19 protein-coding genes and 1 pseudogene are annotated in these 17,449 nt (G+C 33.8%); 13 read left to right on the top strand and 7 right to left on the bottom strand.

Annotated features, from left to right (window positions below; translation table 11 throughout):
- Positions 1-315: 315 nt before the first annotated feature.
- Together CW752_RS10665 and CW752_RS10660 are read right to left on the bottom strand one after the other, a co-directional pair.
- Positions 316-1,278, bottom strand: coding sequence for a hypothetical protein (locus CW752_RS10665; protein ID WP_133121681.1), 963 nt, complete (start codon positions 1,276-1,278; stop codon positions 316-318).
- A gap of 212 nt (positions 1,279-1,490) precedes the next feature.
- The gene (locus tag CW752_RS10660) at positions 1,491-2,504 is read right to left on the bottom strand and encodes a nucleoid-associated protein (RefSeq protein ID WP_101239690.1); all 1,014 of its coding nucleotides are present in this window, start codon (positions 2,502-2,504) and stop codon (positions 1,491-1,493) included.
- 411 nt (positions 2,505-2,915) lie between these two features.
- Here CW752_RS10660 and CW752_RS16905 point away from each other — a divergent pair, with 411 nt between their 5' ends.
- The 4 genes from CW752_RS16905 to CW752_RS10645 all read left to right on the top strand — a co-directional run bounded on the left by CW752_RS16905 (position 2,916) and on the right by CW752_RS10645 (position 4,822).
- On the top strand, positions 2,916-3,080 hold the full coding sequence (locus CW752_RS16905) for a hypothetical protein (protein ID WP_185117612.1): 165 nt from the start codon (positions 2,916-2,918) through the stop codon (positions 3,078-3,080).
- Between the two features lie 10 nt (positions 3,081-3,090).
- Positions 3,091-3,447, top strand: a complete 357-nt coding sequence (locus tag CW752_RS10655) for a hypothetical protein (protein ID WP_101239689.1) — start codon at positions 3,091-3,093, stop codon at positions 3,445-3,447.
- Positions 3,448-3,712: 265 nt separating this feature from the next.
- Complete coding sequence (locus CW752_RS10650) at positions 3,713-4,108, top strand: hypothetical protein (protein WP_101239688.1); 396 nt, start codon at positions 3,713-3,715, stop codon at positions 4,106-4,108.
- A gap of 126 nt (positions 4,109-4,234) precedes the next feature.
- A complete protein-coding gene (locus tag CW752_RS10645; RefSeq protein ID WP_101239687.1) occupies positions 4,235-4,822 on the top strand; it encodes a hypothetical protein in 588 nt (195 codons plus the stop codon).
- A 71-nt stretch (positions 4,823-4,893) separates the two neighbouring features.
- On the opposite strand, the gene CW752_RS10640 is transcribed toward CW752_RS10645, so the two are convergent.
- A complete protein-coding gene (locus tag CW752_RS10640) occupies positions 4,894-5,406 on the bottom strand; it encodes a thioredoxin family protein (protein ID WP_101239686.1) in 513 nt (170 codons plus the stop codon).
- 119 nt (positions 5,407-5,525) lie between these two features.
- Between CW752_RS10640 and CW752_RS10635 the strand changes: the two genes are divergently transcribed.
- The 3 genes from CW752_RS10635 to CW752_RS10625 all read left to right on the top strand — a co-directional run bounded on the left by CW752_RS10635 (position 5,526) and on the right by CW752_RS10625 (position 7,616).
- Positions 5,526-6,314, top strand: coding sequence for a helix-turn-helix domain-containing protein (locus CW752_RS10635; protein WP_101239685.1), 789 nt, complete (start codon positions 5,526-5,528; stop codon positions 6,312-6,314).
- Positions 6,315-6,829: 515 nt separating this feature from the next.
- The gene (locus tag CW752_RS10630; RefSeq protein ID WP_101239684.1) at positions 6,830-7,249 is read left to right on the top strand and encodes a DoxX protein; all 420 of its coding nucleotides are present in this window, start codon (positions 6,830-6,832) and stop codon (positions 7,247-7,249) included.
- A gap of 13 nt (positions 7,250-7,262) precedes the next feature.
- A complete protein-coding gene (locus CW752_RS10625) occupies positions 7,263-7,616 on the top strand; it encodes a cupin domain-containing protein (RefSeq protein ID WP_101239683.1) in 354 nt (117 codons plus the stop codon).
- A gap of 336 nt (positions 7,617-7,952) precedes the next feature.
- Here CW752_RS10625 and CW752_RS10620 read toward each other — a convergent pair whose 3' ends face one another.
- The 3 genes from CW752_RS10620 to CW752_RS10610 all read right to left on the bottom strand — a co-directional run bounded on the left by CW752_RS10620 (position 7,953) and on the right by CW752_RS10610 (position 11,782).
- Entirely contained in the window at positions 7,953-8,801 is an 849-nt protein-coding gene (locus tag CW752_RS10620; protein WP_101239682.1) for a carboxypeptidase-like regulatory domain-containing protein, read from the bottom strand.
- A gap of 245 nt (positions 8,802-9,046) precedes the next feature.
- The gene (gene dnaK, locus CW752_RS10615) at positions 9,047-10,945 is read right to left on the bottom strand and encodes a molecular chaperone DnaK (protein WP_101239681.1); all 1,899 of its coding nucleotides are present in this window, start codon (positions 10,943-10,945) and stop codon (positions 9,047-9,049) included.
- A 195-nt stretch (positions 10,946-11,140) separates the two neighbouring features.
- Positions 11,141-11,782, bottom strand: a complete 642-nt coding sequence (locus CW752_RS10610; protein ID WP_101239680.1) for a porin family protein — start codon at positions 11,780-11,782, stop codon at positions 11,141-11,143.
- A 181-nt stretch (positions 11,783-11,963) separates the two neighbouring features.
- Here CW752_RS10610 and ppk1 point away from each other — a divergent pair, with 181 nt between their 5' ends.
- The 6 genes and pseudogenes from ppk1 to CW752_RS10585 all read left to right on the top strand — a co-directional run bounded on the left by ppk1 (position 11,964) and on the right by CW752_RS10585 (position 17,121).
- Entirely contained in the window at positions 11,964-14,036 is a 2,073-nt protein-coding gene (gene ppk1 / locus CW752_RS10605) for a polyphosphate kinase 1 (protein WP_101239679.1), read from the top strand.
- A complete protein-coding gene (locus CW752_RS10600; protein WP_101239678.1) occupies positions 14,033-14,917 on the top strand; it encodes an exopolyphosphatase in 885 nt (294 codons plus the stop codon). The genes ppk1 and CW752_RS10600 overlap by 4 nt, the downstream gene beginning before the upstream one ends.
- Positions 14,918-15,314: 397 nt before the next feature.
- Positions 15,315-15,461 carry a bacteriocin-like protein gene (locus CW752_RS16900; RefSeq protein ID WP_185117611.1) on the top strand — a complete coding sequence of 49 codons (147 nt, stop codon included), beginning with the start codon at positions 15,315-15,317 and terminating at the stop codon, positions 15,459-15,461.
- 60 nt (positions 15,462-15,521) lie between these two features.
- Positions 15,522-15,632, top strand: a pseudogene (locus CW752_RS10595) (IS1595 family transposase); the annotation flags it as partial.
- A gap of 68 nt (positions 15,633-15,700) precedes the next feature.
- Positions 15,701-16,354 (top strand): NAD-dependent epimerase/dehydratase family protein, encoded by a 654-nt coding sequence (locus CW752_RS10590; protein WP_101239677.1) that lies wholly within the window; start codon positions 15,701-15,703, stop codon positions 16,352-16,354.
- A gap of 377 nt (positions 16,355-16,731) precedes the next feature.
- Positions 16,732-17,121 carry a DUF3060 domain-containing protein gene (locus CW752_RS10585; protein WP_101239676.1) on the top strand — a complete coding sequence of 130 codons (390 nt, stop codon included), beginning with the start codon at positions 16,732-16,734 and terminating at the stop codon, positions 17,119-17,121.
- A 66-nt stretch (positions 17,122-17,187) separates the two neighbouring features.
- Here the strand turns inward: CW752_RS10585 and CW752_RS10580 are convergent, their stop codons facing one another.
- Positions 17,188-17,436, bottom strand: coding sequence for a NifU family protein (locus tag CW752_RS10580; protein WP_045500144.1), 249 nt, complete (start codon positions 17,434-17,436; stop codon positions 17,188-17,190).
- Positions 17,437-17,449 lie beyond the last annotated feature (13 nt).

Genomic DNA, 17,449 nt, shown 5'->3' with positions numbered 1-17,449 from the left:
AGATGGAGACTGAAGCAGGAGGTTATGAAGGTCATAAAGCATCACTATTTATCTCTTCTTTTTAATATAGAAATAATTATTTCATTGATGGTTAGCAATAATAACTTAAGGATACTAGTATATTTAACGCCACTGTCATTCTGACGAAGGAAGAATCTCAATATCCAACTACAATAAGAGATTCTTCATTTCACGTTGTTTCATTCAGAATGACAGAGTCATAGGAATAAGATAACAGCGCCAATATAAAATTGTATATAATTACCAAACTGAAAGTAACTTCCAGCCTCTCTCTTCTAGCTTTCTGTCTTTTCATTAAAATATCTTCGGAATCATAATTTTCTTTGGATCATTTTCATCATACAGAATCTCTATTGTTCCTTGTTTAGGCACTGATGAAAGATTCAAAAGGCTCACGATCTTTTTATATACAGCGATATGCTCGTTTCCTTTGAAATCTTTGAAACTAACCTGAAACATAAGCTCAGGTTGATCGTTTACAGTCAATCCGGTTTGACTTACATTGATGATATTGGCTTCAGCATTTCTTCCGGCAAACAGGATTCGTTCTTCTTTTTTATTTTTAAAAAATTTTCCTACGATCAATTGAAATACCAACATATAAATAAGGATCATCACACCACTGAAAATAATAGGATGCATGAATGTAAGGAACCTCCAGCCAAAATCAAAAGACTCCCGCATATAGAAATAATAATACAATCCTATTACATAAGCAATTAACAATACAATAAACACTATTCTCAGAATGACTCCTGATGCATTGAATCCTACTTTCTGATCATTGAGAATAAAATAAGGTTCTTTTGACACATTAGGGTTTAGCAACACCTTGACGTTATTTCCAACATCGTATCTTTTCTCCTGCGGTTTAGAATCGTGAAACATCATCTCATGTTCAATCATCGTATTTCTAAGGTTAGGAAATGAAAGAACAACCTGAATGATATTCATATTCGTTTTCGGAAGATATTTCACAAGTTGATAACGGGTAATTTTGGCGTCTCTTGGAATTCCATTCTTCAAAATGGAATAAATGGTATTCCTTTCCTTAAAAGTTTTAATAAAGAGGTTGTTAATAAAGAATCCTAAAATATACAACCATAGCAACAAAGAAAAACCGAGGTATCCATAGCTGACAGCTAATGAATTTCTCGGTTCTGTTGCGAGTTCCTCACTTGCCATATAAATAAAAATGGGAAAAGGAACGCAGAAAAAAAAGAGGAAAGCTCCCCAGAAAATGAGCATAAACTTCATAACTGTCATTTTATAATCAGCAATAAAGTTATGATATTATTATTTATTAAAGGCTGGAAGAGGGAGGTTGAAAGTTACTTTTAGTTATAATGACCTACCATCAACCACCTAATTAAAATTTTACCTAAAGAAGAGAAAACAAATAAATAGCAGTTCTTATGGCCTTCATAACTTCCAGCCTCCTGCTTCCAGCTTTTTAAAGCTCTTCTCAATTATACTTCTTTCTCGAAGTAAAGTCTGTAATACTTTCCTTTATCATCCTCCCCCATCTCAATTTTTTGTCGGTCTCCATGGATGTAAATATGGAAATTTTTATCTAGTTTGATAATACTTTTAAAATGTCTCTGTGTTTTCTTCACCGCTGCCTCACTGATCGGGAATTCTTCTGCAATATTTACCTGCATATCCTGTTCGTAATCGGTTTTAAAGTTGACAAAGCTTTCAATTACATGCTCATCTCCTAATACTTCATTAGCAAACTCATCCAATTTGAACTCTTCTTTTTCTTTGAAAAAATTGATGGATTTATTAAGGAAATCTGCCTGATCCGCTTTAGATACCTCAAACTCTTGTGGAAGTTGCTTTGTGATATAATCTTTGTATACCATTAAAGCTTCCTGCGTGTGGAAGTACTCATCATCACGTTGTTTCACTTTTAAGAAATCTTCGAACCAGTAATACATATCTCCGTTTTTGTTGTTGTCAACTACGGAAAGTACATATCCGGTATCTTTATTATTATTGTAGATCAAAGCTGCCTTATCAATTTTAGATAATCCGATTCCCTGATCTTTTTCAATATCAAATGTTTCCTCTGTAGGATTTATTTTAAGGAAAGATTCTCTTTTTTCGGTTTTAAAGATTCCGATTTTATCCACTTTATCCGGACGATCGCTTTCATCTTCAAAAAGAACAATAAACAACTCTCCACTCTGAACTCTAGGGTTTTCAGCAGCCTCAAAAAGGTGTTTTGCAATATTTTCAGATTCCCACATAAACTTGGACTTATCATCAAAAATTTCAGATACTGCACTGTAAACCGGATTGTTCACCAGATAGGTATCACTGTAAAAATGAAAAGTTTCTTCCGATTTGAATGACCCTAAAAAGTAATCCTCCAGCAATTCTGCCATACCTTCCTCCAGCTTCAATTCCTCCTGGGAAAGCGTTAAGGAATCTCCATTGATCTTATTTCCGACTCTGTGTACTATAATTTTTGAAAACATCTTCTGAATATTTGGACTGCAAAGATATTCATTCTAATCTTTATGGAAAACTTAAAATAAGTTAAGAGCTCGATATATACTTTACAGAAATGAATAAGTCTGGATTCCTGCAGAATGACAATGTTCATTTGTTTCATTTTATCTAGTGATACCCATTACTTTTTGTCATTCTGAAAGAATCTAAACATCGAGTATTCTAAAAACATTTTAGTATGTCTAAGAAAGTTTAGAACAAATCCTATTTTTATTCTTCACCTTCTTTTTCAATTTGATAAAAACCTTCTCATTTTGACATGCTTTTTCATCAATAAAAATAAGCAACAAAAACACAAAATATTCATTTTCAATACATTAAATAATATCACTTTCTCACGGAACATCATTGGCATCATCATTTGAAAACCTTGAAATATGGACTTAAAAACATTAAACAGAATAGATAAGTTAAGAAGATTAAAAAGCCGGGGACCAGAGACTCCGAAGTGGCTGAAACCATATCATCTTCTTTTTATCGCTTTTTTAGTGATTTTCATTTTTGGAGGAGTCATTAAAATGTTGGAACATAACCCCATTTAAAATAAATAATATGAACTATTTACAGGCCGTACAGGAAATTACAGAAGTGGTTCCCGATTTTGAAAATGAAGTAAAAGAAATCAAAATTCAAAACTCATACAGTATCATCCGAACCTTTACAGAACGTATTAAAAATATGATCCGCCAGAATGACAGAAATCTCCTTTTCAAAAGTTTACAGAAAATGGACAAAATTTACACTGATGGTGACACGGTATTGAAAAATGCAATTGAAACTACTTTTATCTATTCTCTGGACAATTCTACCGCATTTTGCAGTGAAGAATACAGAAAAGTGATCTTTAGTCACATCTCTTCTACTTTACAGAAGACCTATTCGAGACAAATTTACAGCCACGGTATATAAAGTTTTTATTACATTTTTTATCTGTTTCATTACAAAGTGTTTAAATTAAACAAAAATAAAAATAACTCACAATCAATAGATTATGAAAAATAAAATTCGAAAAATTTCAGACTGGAAAACGTGGAAAACCACCACAAATAGACACAATGCAGAGATATTACTCACTCACATTGCTGTGATTGTAGGTGTATTCATTTTTGCAGCTTGCATTTAAATTTTGGTATACATTTGGCTGCAATAAAAAGTGTTTGAAAAATTCTTAATTATGATGAAAGTACAAATGCAAACTATTAATCAAAAAATAGCTGTTGAATACTTAAAATTTTTCTATCCGCCACTTCGCAATGAAATCACACAGTTATCTGTGCAGGATAATTTTGCAGGGATTATGCAGGCTACGGTTAATTATCTTAAGAATCTGCTTCAGGAATCTAAGATCAACATCATTGCCCATCACATCAAGCTGATGGACTGGATCTACAGAAATGGTAATTCTTATGTAAGAACCATGATTGAAAACCTGTTTGTAAGATCTTTTGAAAGTTTTAAAAAACATGCTAAGATCCAACACTGGAAACTTCTTTACCAGTATATGCCTGTAAGCTTCCAGATTATTTATAACGAACAGCAAAAACAGGATCAGATCTTTTTTGGAAAATAATATGTAAAAATAAAAGGCGAGGAATGCAGATTTGCAAACTCGCCTTTTCCATTTTTTGTCCTAACAGAACAACTTTTAGGCAGAAACACGCATAAAAAACTTACTTTTGCAAAAAAAATAATAACGATGAAATATTTTTTCTCTTCCATGGCTTTTGTTGCCCTTCTTTCATGTGGGACGAATGACAACACCATTGAAGATCCCAGACCAGTAGATAAAGAAATGTATCATTTTGATTTTAAGAGTTACCAGGTGACAGGTACTGTTCTGTATAAAGGTGCTCAAAGATCAACTCCTGATGAATCTTTTCTTAATAAATACTGGGCTTTGTATCAGGAACCCGCATGGATGAAAATAAACCTTGATATGAAAAACAATTCTATCAAACTGGTTTCAGAATCTTCTACAGATTTTACCTATAAGTTTACGATATCCAATGACTCAGTCTTTATCAATGACAACAACAGTAAGCCCAACTATATTGGTAATTTTAATAAAAACACATCCACTTTTACTTTAAAAAGAACTTTCAGGTATATCAAAAAAGTTCCCAGAGAAGATCATGATGGAATGTTAATTACCCAAAATACCCTTTTTGGAACTACTCAGTACGAGAATATTTTTGGGAACATTTTTACCACTCATACAGAAATGACAAAAACAGAAGATCAGGTATTATGGAGTAATATTGAGTATTATTATAAAGCTTTATAATCTGACCACAATACAACAAATCCCCGAAATAAAACATTCCGGGGATTTTTTATGTGATACATAGAAGGTTTTTATTTCTTCATAAATACTTTCTGAATGGTTTCACTTTCCTCTTTACTCAATTTTGAAGCTTTTCCAAGTTTCACGATGAAAGCAGAAACTTCATCCGGTGTAGCCGGTGAACCTAAATTTTCGCCTTTCTCATTAAATGAATCCGCAATCACTTCCCCTTTTGGATTCAAGATCAACCAAAAAGGAAGTCCTGCATTTTCACCTTTGTATTTATTCATCAGCTCCTGGCCTCCCGGATTTTCAAGAGATTTTTTTTCTCCCCTTTCCTGAACATCTACATAGGCAGTAACAAATCTTTTATTAAAAATAGCTTGGGTTTCCGGAAGATTCATATTCTTTTCCATCATCTTACACCATTTGCACCATGAAGCGTGAAACATCAGCAAAACATTTTTCTTACCCATCTTGGCTTCTGTACGTGCTTTATCCAAAACAATATCTGCTTTTTCCTGTGCCATACTCAATTGAAAAAACAATAAAGCAGCTACTACAATGATCTTAGAATATTTCATTTGAAATTTATTTTTTATGTTAATACGAATGTATACATTTTTTGTAATTTAGTCAAACGTAAATTTTTATGATTCATCTATTTCCAATCAAAATATCCAATTCCTAATGACCATAAAAAATGATTGAAATAAAAAAGTATACTAATCAGAACGGGCATCCCGAACCAAGAAGAGTAATTAAATATACCCTATTCTGGTGCCTTAGCGGAAATGCTGAAATCCTGATAGATGAACATGTTTTTATGTTGAATGCTCATCAAACAGTTACCATTACTTCGGGACAGTTTCATCAATTGATCACGGTGAATGGCGAACTGACCGCACTTGAATTCACCCTTGATTTCTTCAGCAAAAGCGATAGTGATATTGAATTGATTTTCCATAACGGACTTTTCTGTCATTTTGGAATGAATGAAATGATTACCATTCAAAATGCTTCCTTTTTTTCGGAAATACTGAACATGATTGAAAAAGAAATTCAGGACAAACCTTATCAATATCTTATTGCCACCCATTCTTTGGTGGAATTACTATTAGTGGAAATCAACCGCAGCAAAATTGCAAATGGCGATGAAATATGGAAACCGGATGCTTTATTTTTAAATTTTCTTGAAAATGTCCGAAAACACTTTGCAGACAATTACCCTGTTTCCCGTTTTGCTGATATATTAGGCACTACCGAAGCCAAATTAAATGAAGTTTCAAAGCTACACACCAATAAAACAGCACAAAATGTGATTTATAGCCTTGTAATTTCGGAAGCCAAAAGGTTACTGCTTTATGAAAAGCTAAGCGTTAAAGAAATTGCCTATCTACTAGGATTCAATGATCCTTTTTATTTCTCCAATTTTTTTAAAAAACACACTTCAGTCTCCCCAAAGGACTATCAAAAATCTGTGAAGAATTAGAGATAAAGTCAGGAAAAAGCAGGAGGATGGAAGCTGGAAGAGGGAGGCAGGAAGTTACTGTCAGTCTCATAAACTATAGATGGTTTTTAATGACATCATTGTTTAAAAAAGATAAAAATACAGGAAAATCTTCTTTATAACCTGAATAACTTCCTTCTTTAAACTCCAAGCTTCCATCCTGATTAAACATAGAAAGTTGTTATCCGAATTCAGGGTAAACTAAATTTTTACCACGCAAAGATTTTATTTAAAATGTCCATTATTTTTAAGTGAGCTAAGAAAGGAAGCGAATGCTATCTAATTGCTTCATCGAATCAACTCCATTGATTCCATCTTTAACACCTTAAAACATAAGTTTCTTAAGACTTTGCGTCTCAATTAAAAATTCAATATAACTTATCAACCAGAATCCTGAACTTTATCAAATATTATATGCTTTTCCCGAAATCGTCTATTCTTTAGACAAGCGTTTTCTCTGAACTTTGTACTTGTCATTAAGACCTAAAATAATAAGTATGAAAACCAGACAGGACATCGCTATTTTCTTATTAAGAATAACATTGGCAGGCGGATTTTTATCAGCAATAGCCAGCAGACTGAATCTTTGGGGGTCCAGATCTTCAGGATGGAAAAGCTTTATACATTATACAGCTGAAACCAATTCGTTTCTCCCTCAATCTTTTGCTCCCACCATTGCAGTATTATCAACGATTGCAGAGCTTTCAATTGGTATTCTGCTGCTTATAGGTTATAAGGTCAGTAAAACAGCTTTTTGTGCTTCTTTTTTAACTTTCATGTTTGCCGTTGCCATGAGCATCTCATTTGGCATTAAAGAGCCTTTGGATTATTCGGTTTTTGCATTCAGTGCCGGAGCATTTCTGTTGAGTACTTTTCCAACTCATCAATGGACTTTAGAACAATTTTTAAATCAATAATAAATTCAATATCATGAGTAATAACATCAACGATTATATCGTAAAAACAGAACAAAAAGAATGGCAGCCTTTAATTGAAAAAGGAATTCACTATGAAGGTATTTTTGTAAAATCTTTAAAATTTGATCCTGAGAAAAATCGCTCTACTACCATTCTTTTAAAATTTGAACCGGGAGCAAGCTACCCTTATCACAACCATCCTGCCGGTGAAGAACTTTTCATTCTGGAAGGTGATGCGCTTATTGCAGGCGGATATTTGGAAAAAGGAGACTATTTGTACACTCCGCCCGGCTTTAAGCATAGTGTAAAATCTGAGAATGGATGTCTTATTCTCTTCATAGTTCCGGAGGAAGTAGAGATTCTTTGAGTCCCGATATTTTCACATAATAAAACCCGCCGTAAACGATGTTTACGGCGGGTTTTATTTTATAACTATTAATTATTAACTTCTTCGAAGTCTGCATCCTGTACATCCTCACCTCCTGCATTACCGCCAGGATTTTGAAATCCACATCAATGTTTTTAAATTCAAAAGCGGTTTTTAATTCTACATGAGTAGCTTCAATTGTTGTTTTTAATGTATAAAATCAAAATCCTCTTCTCTAGCATTCTTCTACATCACAGCAATAGTAAGGATTTATAAATTTAAAAAAAAGAAATCTTTCTAAAAGCATGATAATAGCTTTAAATATATTTAGTAATACTATGCTGTATAACGTTCTTCTTTTTCAATTCTTACATCAATATTAATTGCCGGACTTCCTGCAGTTATTTTTTCCCAATTGCTATAAAAAGATCTTTCAAAAACAGTTCTTAATAATGCAGCACTAAAACCAAAATCACCTCTAAAGCCACTCATAATTTGTACAGAGACATAAAAATCTTCTTTATCAATCCAAACAGAATAATCATTTAAGTCAAAAGTAAATGTTCCGTCTATGATTTTATCTGCCGTTATTTCTGTGGTAAGATTTTCCAAAAGAATGGACTCTCCGGGTTGTTTATTTTTTTTAGAATAAACATTAAAATTGAGAACTATAGGTTTATCCGTTTTAAACTTTGCTATGTTAAGATGTATTTTCTCAATTTTTAATTTTTTTTTGTTTGAAAATGGGATTGCAAATTCTCTATAAGCTGTTTGATTAGAGCCGTTCGAGCTAAACCCGTAAAGCATATGCTTTGCTTTTGATTTGACTCCAATATTTTTACTTTCAAAAATTTTGGGGTTTATTTTTAATTCAGCAATTTCATTAACTTTTTCTTTAAGGATAATATTATGATTATTTGAATTGATAAAGTCTTTAACATTTTGTTCAAAAGAATTATAGCCTCCTAACTGAACAATTATTTTTTTAGATTGATCAATATTGGATAAGTCAATGTTATAATTTCCATTCTCATCTGTAAGTGCTCCCATATTTTCATTTTCAACTCCAATTCTTGCGTAAGGAATCACTTGATTATTTTCTTTAGAAATAATTTTTCCAGAAATAATCTGAGAATTCACAAAACTGAATAGCAATAAGCAAAAAAAGATAAATTTTATTTTCATATGTATATTTTTTTATTAAATTTTCTCTCAATTATCAAATATACTATTTATAATCAATTTTCATTAGCCAACAGCTACTGGTAATTTATAATTTGAAAAATGACAGAGCAATCATAAAGCTTTTTATAAAAATTGGGCTATGACACCAGTAAAACATAAAATCAGAAAATATCAAAAATAAAACCGTCTTAGATCGCTATCTAAGACGGTTTTTATATATTTTATTAACTGTTGTCGGTTAATAATTATTTCACTTCTTCGAAGTCTGCATCCTGTACATCCTCACCTCCTGCATTACCGCCAGGGTTTTGAGCTCCGGCACCTGCATCAGCACCCGGTTGTTGACCAGCTGCATATAATTCTTCAGAAGCTGCCATCCATGCTGCGTCTAAAGCTTCAGTTTTAGCTTTTACATCATCAGCATTTTTAGCTTCGAAAGCTGTTTTCAATTCTGCGTGAGCTGCTTCGATTGCTGCTTTTTTGTCAGCAGAAAGTTTTTCACCGAATTCTTTCAATTGTTTTTCAGTTTGGAAGATCAATCCGTCAGCTTTGTTGAAGATTTCAACTTCTTCTTTTCTCTTAGCATCAGCTGCAGAGTTTTCCTGAGCTTCTTTCTTCATTCTTTCGATTTCTTCGTCAGAAAGACCTGAAGACGCCTGGATTTTGATAGACTGCTCTTTACCGGTTCCTTTATCTTTAGCAGATACACTTAAGATACCGTTAGCATCAATATCGAAAGTTACTTCGATTTGAGGAACTCCTCTTGGTGCAGGTGGAATATCCTGAAGATCGAATCTACCGATCTCTTTGTTATCGTTGAACATTGGTCTTTCTCCTTGTCCTACTCTGATGCTTACAGCCGGCTGATTGTCAGAAGCTGTAGAGAATACTTCAGATTTTTTAGTTGGGATAGTAGTATTCGCTTCAATTAATTTAGTGAATACAGAACCCATTGTTTCAATACCTAAAGAAAGTGGAGTAACGTCAAGAAGTAATACATCTTTTACGTCTCCTGTTAATACACCTCCCTGGATAGCAGCACCAATAGCTACCACCTCATCCGGGTTAACTCCTTTAGATGGTTTTTTACCGAAGAATTTTTCTACTTCTTCCTGGATGATTGGGATTCTTGTAGAACCACCTACCAAGATTACTTCATCGATATCAGATGTTGATAAACCAGCATCTTTTAATGCTTTAGCAACAGGCTCCATAGATCTTCTTACAAGATCAGCAGATAATTGCTCGAATTTAGCTTTTGTTAAAGTCTTCACTAAGTGTTTAGGACCCGTAGCCGTAGCTGTGATGTATGGTAAGTTGATCTCAGTCTGAGGAGAAGAAGATAATTCGATTTTTGCTTTTTCAGCAGCTTCTTTCAATCTTTGAAGAGCAATTGCATCAGCTTTTAAATCTACACCTTCTTCAGCTTTGAACTCATCAGCCATCCAGTTGATGATCACATCATCGAAGTCATCACCTCCTAAGTGAGTATCACCGTTTGTAGACAATACTTCGAATACACCATCTCCCAAGTCTAGGATAGAGATATCGAAAGTACCACCACCAAGGTCATATACTGCAATTTTCTGATCTTTATGGTTTTTATCAAGACCGTAAGCCAATGCTGCAGCTGTAGGTTCATTGATAATTCTTTCTACTTTAAGGCCAGCGATTTCACCAGCTTCTTTAGTAGCTTGTCTTTGCGCATCGTTGAAGTAGGCAGGAACAGTGATTACCGCTCTTGTTACTTCTTGTCCAAGATAATCTTCAGCAGTTTTCTTCATTTTCTGAAGGGTCATTGCAGAGATTTCTTGTGGAGTATATTCTCTATCGTCAATTTTTACTTTTACAGTATCGTTTGGTCCGGAAACCACTTTATAAGGTACTCTTGTGATTTCAGAAGCATCATCTTTAAAGTGCGTTCCAATAAATCTTTTGATAGAGTAAACAGTCTTTGTTGGATTCGTTACAGCCTGTCTTTTTGCAGGGTCACCTACTTTTCTTTCACCATCTTCTGTAAACGCAACGATAGAAGGAGTTGTTCTCTTCCCTTCTGCGTTAGGAATAACAACAGGGTCCTTTCCCTCCATCACAGCAACACAAGAGTTGGTTGTTCCTAAGTCAATTCCAATTATTTTACTCATAATATTTTATATTTTTTCTAATTTTTAATTTTATTTACACTCTCAATTTCTCAATATCTGTACCATTCAAAGAATTGTGACAAAATGACACAACAAAAACAAAAACCCCGATATTATCGAGGTTTTATATGAATTAATATGGAAATTTTTTCAGCTAAACTACATCAATGTGCCATAGATTACTCTTAATTCAGATTAAAAAACATATCCAAATGATATATTAAAATTGGAATTATATATTTTAGGAGCATCCTGTACCACTGCCGAATTAGGAGTATACATCAAGGCATCCTTATAAATTTTTGTCATTCCGAGATAATATCCTACCGATGCCAGATAATGCTTGCTATATACATAATGGATTTTTGCCTTTATTCCGGCATCCAATGATTGCATATTATCCGGTTTATATTTGGTTTTCCCATTGACTACTTGATTGTACTCAACTTCTTTACTTAATAACATCCCAACTTCCGGCCCTAATGAAACTGAAAAATTTTCTACAGGATGATAAGTGAATAGTACAGGCAATCTCAGGTAATCTGTTTTTAATTTTCCGCTCAACGTAATGGGAGTAGCTTCAATAGAAGGGAAGATTGTTTTAAAATCAGCTCCCATTTGTGAATAGGCCAGCTCAACATCAATAGAAGCTTTATCAGATAAGTAGCTCCAAATAAATCCACCGGCATGGAAGCCCGTTCGGGAAGAGAAACCTTTTGAATCTGAACCGGAAAGACTGCTGAAATTTACCCCGGCAAAAAGTCCATATTTAGATTTATGCTGAGCATTCATTAATCCTACTGAGAGCAATAAGCTCAATAAAATTGTTTTTTTCATGGTATTCTAGTTTGATAATAAAAATATAAAAAAGCATTGAAATTCAGTCATATGATCATGTGTTATTTTCAATCAAAAAAGCCCTGGTTACCACTGCCACAAAATTAATTAAAGTTTAACCTAAGAAATAGGGTTAGAAATTGGACGAATTATTATTTTTGATAAAATATACACTTATATAATGTCACTACACTTTAATCCACGAGATATTACCTGGCTTGCCTTTAATGAAAGAGTTTTACAAGAAGCCATGGACGAAAAAGTTCCTTTACATTTAAGAATACGTTTCCTTGGGATTTTCTCCAACAATTTAGATGAATTTTTCAGAGTACGTGTTGCCGGATTAAAGCGTGCTATGGATTTTAAAGAAAAAGTGATTGCAGAATCATTTTATCAACCCCCTTCCAAAATCCTTCAGCGCATCAATGATGTAGTGATGAAACAACAGCTCAACTTCGACAAAACCTGGAAAAAAATCCAGACTGAGATGGCTGATCATAAAGTATTTATTAAAAATGCTAAAAACCTGACAACAAAGCAAAAAGAGTTTGTAAGACAATATTTTGATGAAGTGGTGGAGTCTAATGTGATCCCTATCCTGCTTCATGAAAATACACCAATGCCTTATTTAAGGGATAAGAGTCTGTACCTGGGAGTTGCCATGAGAAAAAAAGACTGGCAATATTCCAGCAACTATGCCATTATTGAAATTCCGTCCCGTTTTGTAGGAAGATTTGTACTGTTGCCAACAGAAGATCCGGAAGAAAAAAACGTTTTACTGTTGGAAGATGTTATCACTTTCAACCTGCCCCATATTTTTTCTTATTTCGGATATGATGAATTTGCTGCCAATGCATTTAAAGTAACCAAAGATGCAGAATTGGATCTGGATAATGATATCCGAACCAACTTTGCAGAAAAAATAGAAAAAGGCCTTAAAAACAGGAGAAAAGGAAAACCAACTCGTTTTGTTTTTGATAAAGATATGGACAAAGCTTTGCTGGAACTTTTGATCAGAAAATTGAACCTAACTAAAAAAGACAGCATCATTCCGGGTGGAAAAATCCATAATTTTAAACACTTTATGGATTTCCCTGATGTTTTTGAAGCCTACGAAAGACCTGTTGAAAGAACCTCTTTTACCCATCAAGCCTTCGAACACGGAGAAAGGGTAACTGATGTTATTTTAAAAGAAGATGTACTGCTTACATTTCCTTATCATAAATATAATCCTGTAATAGACCTTTTACGTGAGGCCGCAATGGATCCTGATGTAAAGTCTATACAGATTACGGCCTACCGTCTGGCAAGCAGCTCGAAAATCATCAACGCCTTAATCTATGCAGCGAGAAACGGTAAAGAAGTAACCGTAATGTTGGAACTTCAGGCAAGATTTGATGAAGAATCCAACCTGGAATGGAAGGATATGCTGGAGCCGGAAGGAATCACCGTTTTGGTTGGACTCCCGAATAAAAAAGTCCATGCTAAGTTGTGCGTCATCAAAAAAAGAGCCCACAACAAAACCATCCAATATGGATTTGTAAGTACCGGAAACTTCAACGAGAAAACAGCAAGAATCTATGGTGACCATTTGCTCCTGACTTCCGATCGTGGCATTATGGCAGATATCAATAAAGTATTTAATGTTTTGAAAAAACCGAAAGAAGATTACGTTTCGATTTTGAAAACTTGTAAAAATTTATTAGTTTGCCCACAATTCATGCGTGAAAAGATCGTTCATCATATCGATAAAGAAATTGAAGAGGCCAAAGCAGGAAGAAAAGCAGAGATCATCGTCAAAGTCAATTCTTTAAGTGACAGGTTATTGATCGAAAAGCTGTATGATGCCGCCACTGTAGGAGTGGTTATAAAACTGATCGTAAGAGGAATCTACTGTGCGGTCAACCAAAAAGAATTTAAAGAGAAAATAAAAGCTATAAGTATTGTAGACGAATATCTGGAACATGCCAGAGTAATGTATTTCTATAATAAAGGAGCCGAGGATATGTATATTTCTTCTGCCGACTGGATGACCAGAAACCTTGATTATAGGATTGAGGCAGCAGCTAAAATTACCGACAAAAATCTAAAAAAGGAATTAAAAGATATTCTTGATATCCAGCTTAGAGACAATGTAAAAGCAAGGATTTTAGATAAAAAGCTGAGTAATGAATATATAAGAAATGACAAAAAAGAATGTCGCTCCCAGATAGAAACCTATAAATATTTAAAAGCTAAAACCAGCAAAAAATGAAGATAGCAGCAATAGACATAGGAAGTAACGCCGCACGACTTCTGATTAATGAAGTAAAAATAAACAACAGAAAACCTGAATTCATTAAACTTAATCTGCTCAGAATCCCTCTCAGACTGGGTATGGATGTTTTCACCATTGGAAAAATAGGTACAGAAAGAGAAAAAATGGTCATCGATTCCATGAAAATTTTCAGTGATCTGATGAAAATCTATAAAGTAGAACATTACAGGGCATGCGCAACAAGTGCTATGCGGGATGCGGCCAACGGAGGTGATATTATCCGACAGGTGAAAGAAACTTCCGGAATCGATATAGAAATTATTTCAGGAGACGAAGAAGCTACCCTTGTCTTCGAAAACCACGTAGCAGAAGGTCTTGATAAAGAATTTGCTTACTTATACATTGATGTAGGCGGAGGCTCTACAGAGCTTACATTCTATGAAAACAATAAAATGGTATACGAAAGATCATTCAATATAGGAACGATCCGTCTTCTCAATAATCTGGTTACATTGGATAATTGGAAGGAAATGAAGGATGAAATCAAAAAGAACATCGTCAGCAAAAAACCAATTGTTGCCATTGGCTCGGGAGGAAACATCAACAAAGTATTTTCCATGAGTAAAACCAAAGACGGAAAACCTATGTCTCTTTCTCATCTTAAAAAAGTATACAAGGTTTTCAATGAACTTTCGGTAGAAGAAAGGATGACCAGGTATTCACTAAGAGAAGACAGGGCTGATGTATTAGTCCCTGCTTTGGCTATTTTCAACAACGTAATGTCTTGGGCAGACATCAACAGAATCTTTGTGCCTAAGATTTCTGTAGCAGATGGTTTGATCCAGAATATTTATAATCAGTTACAACATAAGAAATAATTTTTAAAGTATAGATTACTTGGAGCCGGGCATTTTCTGTCCGGTTTTCTTTTTAGGAGCTATTCCCGCTTTCCGCTGTATCTTTTTCTCCCGCTTCTACTCCATTTCAGAAAAAGGATGCCGCTGCAATCGGGGCTAGGGTAAATCATATCAACAATTGATGTCATTCCGGTAATCTTACAAGCATACAATGTGTCATTTTCCCTAATCATAATAAAATGGCAAATTAACTCATAAAATAAAATTCTTAAAACTTAAACAGACTCTTAATAATTTATTTCTTTTTAAACAAAAAGCATTCTATACATATTATTTTTTTTATTTTTTAACACTCACCATAATGTGAGTTAGTTTTTTTTTATTAATTTTATATCACCAAATTTTTAAATCAAATATTATGAAAAATTTAAAAAAATTAGAAAGATGCCAATTAAAAAAAGTGTCTGGAGGAGATGGGGATGACCCTGGGCACATAGAATTTCCAGTATTCTTTTGCCCAACTCTCGGACTTGTTCCGGAAGGTACATTCTGTCCAGAAGAATAAGTTCACTTAAAGTCACAACTAGAAAAAATGGCTGTCTCACCTGAGATAGCCTTTCTAGTATACATATCTTATTATTTAAATGAATTTATCGACAAACTTAACCGAAGATATTTTGGAGACGAACTCTTTGACAGGCTTGTTATTGCTAATACCACTGGATTAGATAAATAAACGGATATTCAAAAAAAATAAAGTAATTTTCTCCTCCCATTCGTCATACAATTATCAACAGCAAAACTATGAACCCGATCAAAATAATTCTTACCGGTGCTACCGGAATGGTAGGTGAAGGCGTCTTAATGGAATGTCTTGAAAATTCGGATGTTTCCGAAATTCTGAGTATAAGCAGAAAACCATCCGGAAAAACCCATCCTAAATTAAAAGAATATCTTGTCCCCGATTTTTTGTCAATAGACCTCAATGATGAAAACCTCAAGGGATATGATGTATGTTTCTTTTGTGCCGGAATCAGTAGTGTAGGAATGAATGAAGAAGATTATACCAAAATCACTTATGATACCACCCTTCACTTTGCAGAAGCAGTTCTGAATCAAAATCCAAACATTATTTTCAATTATGTATCCGGAGCCCAGACAGACAGTACGGAAAGTGGAAAACTAATGTGGGCAAGGGTAAAAGGCCGAACTGAAAATGCTTTGAAGAAGATGAATTTTAAGGCAGCTTATAATTTTCGTCCCGGATTTATGAAACCGGTTGATGGACAATTGAATGTAAAATGGTTTTTCAAACCTTTTATTTGGTTTTTTCCTATTTTTTTACCATCAAAATCATTAACTTTACACGAAGTAGGAAGAGCAATGATCAATACAGTACGAAAAGGGTATCCTACATCAACTTTAGAAATTAGAGATATTAAAAATTTAGCGATATGAGAGACATGTTAAAAAGAATTGTTCTGGTTATTTTTGTACTCTTGCTTCTGACTGCCGTTTCAGGATATTTTTACATGCAGAAACATCCCCTGGAAGGAAATAAGTCAGGAAAGATTTTAAATTTTTCAGGGAAACCCGCAAAATAATCCAATTCTAAAAAACACATTGATCTCTATTATTTCATCACTATTTTTTATTTTTAAAAACTATTTTTAACATTTCTATTCTCATTTTAATTAAAGGAGATGAACAATTTGCACACTCACTTGTCAACTTAGAGATTCTGAAGATCAATATTAAAATGATTTAATTTTTAAACAACGCAAGAACGCTATTTTATACTTATATTTACTTTTCAATAAAAAACCAAATTCAAAATGAAAAATATTAAAACAATAGCAATTCTGGCCATTCTATTATTGGGAACAGGTACAGTTTTTTCTCAATCCAGAAAAACAGAATCTACAAAAGGAGTAGAACAATCTGATGGAAAAACAATACAGGTAGATGGCGTAGGACACAAACTTAATTACACCCTTACTAATGGAAATGTTGAAGTTTCCGGAGGCGACAATACAGTAACGATCAAAGGAAATGCAGGAAAAATTTCAGTGTCAGGGACAGGTAATAAAGTATATATTGATAAAGTGAATAACATAGCCATAGAAGGAGGTAGTAATACTGTGTACTACAAAACTTCAGGAACAAAATCAGGAAAACCTAATGCTTCCCTTACAGGAGTAGACAATAAAGTAGTAAAGCAATAATAGATAATAAAAAAAAGACAGGCTTTGGAAAATGCCTGTCTTTTAAAAATATCTCAGATATAATTTTTACTCTACATTGACTACCTTTTCAATTTCCGGAGCATGTTGCTTGATTGTATTTTCAACTCCTAATTTCAGAGTAGAAAAATTCAACGAGCATCCGGAGCAGTTACCCAAAAGTTTTACAAAAACCTGATTATCTTTCACGTCAATAAGCTCAATATCACCTCCGTCTTTGTTCAAAAACGGTCTGATGCTTTCCAGAGCTTCCATTACTCTTGTTACTGTATCTTCGTGCGTTATGTTTGTTTCCATATTTTTTCAGTTC

The sequence above is a fragment of the Chryseobacterium sp. PMSZPI genome (assembly GCF_002835665.1).
Taxonomy (GTDB): domain Bacteria; phylum Bacteroidota; class Bacteroidia; order Flavobacteriales; family Weeksellaceae; genus Chryseobacterium.
The sequence above is the reverse complement of the archived record's forward strand: the minus strand, read 5'-3'. Positions and strand labels throughout refer to the sequence as shown.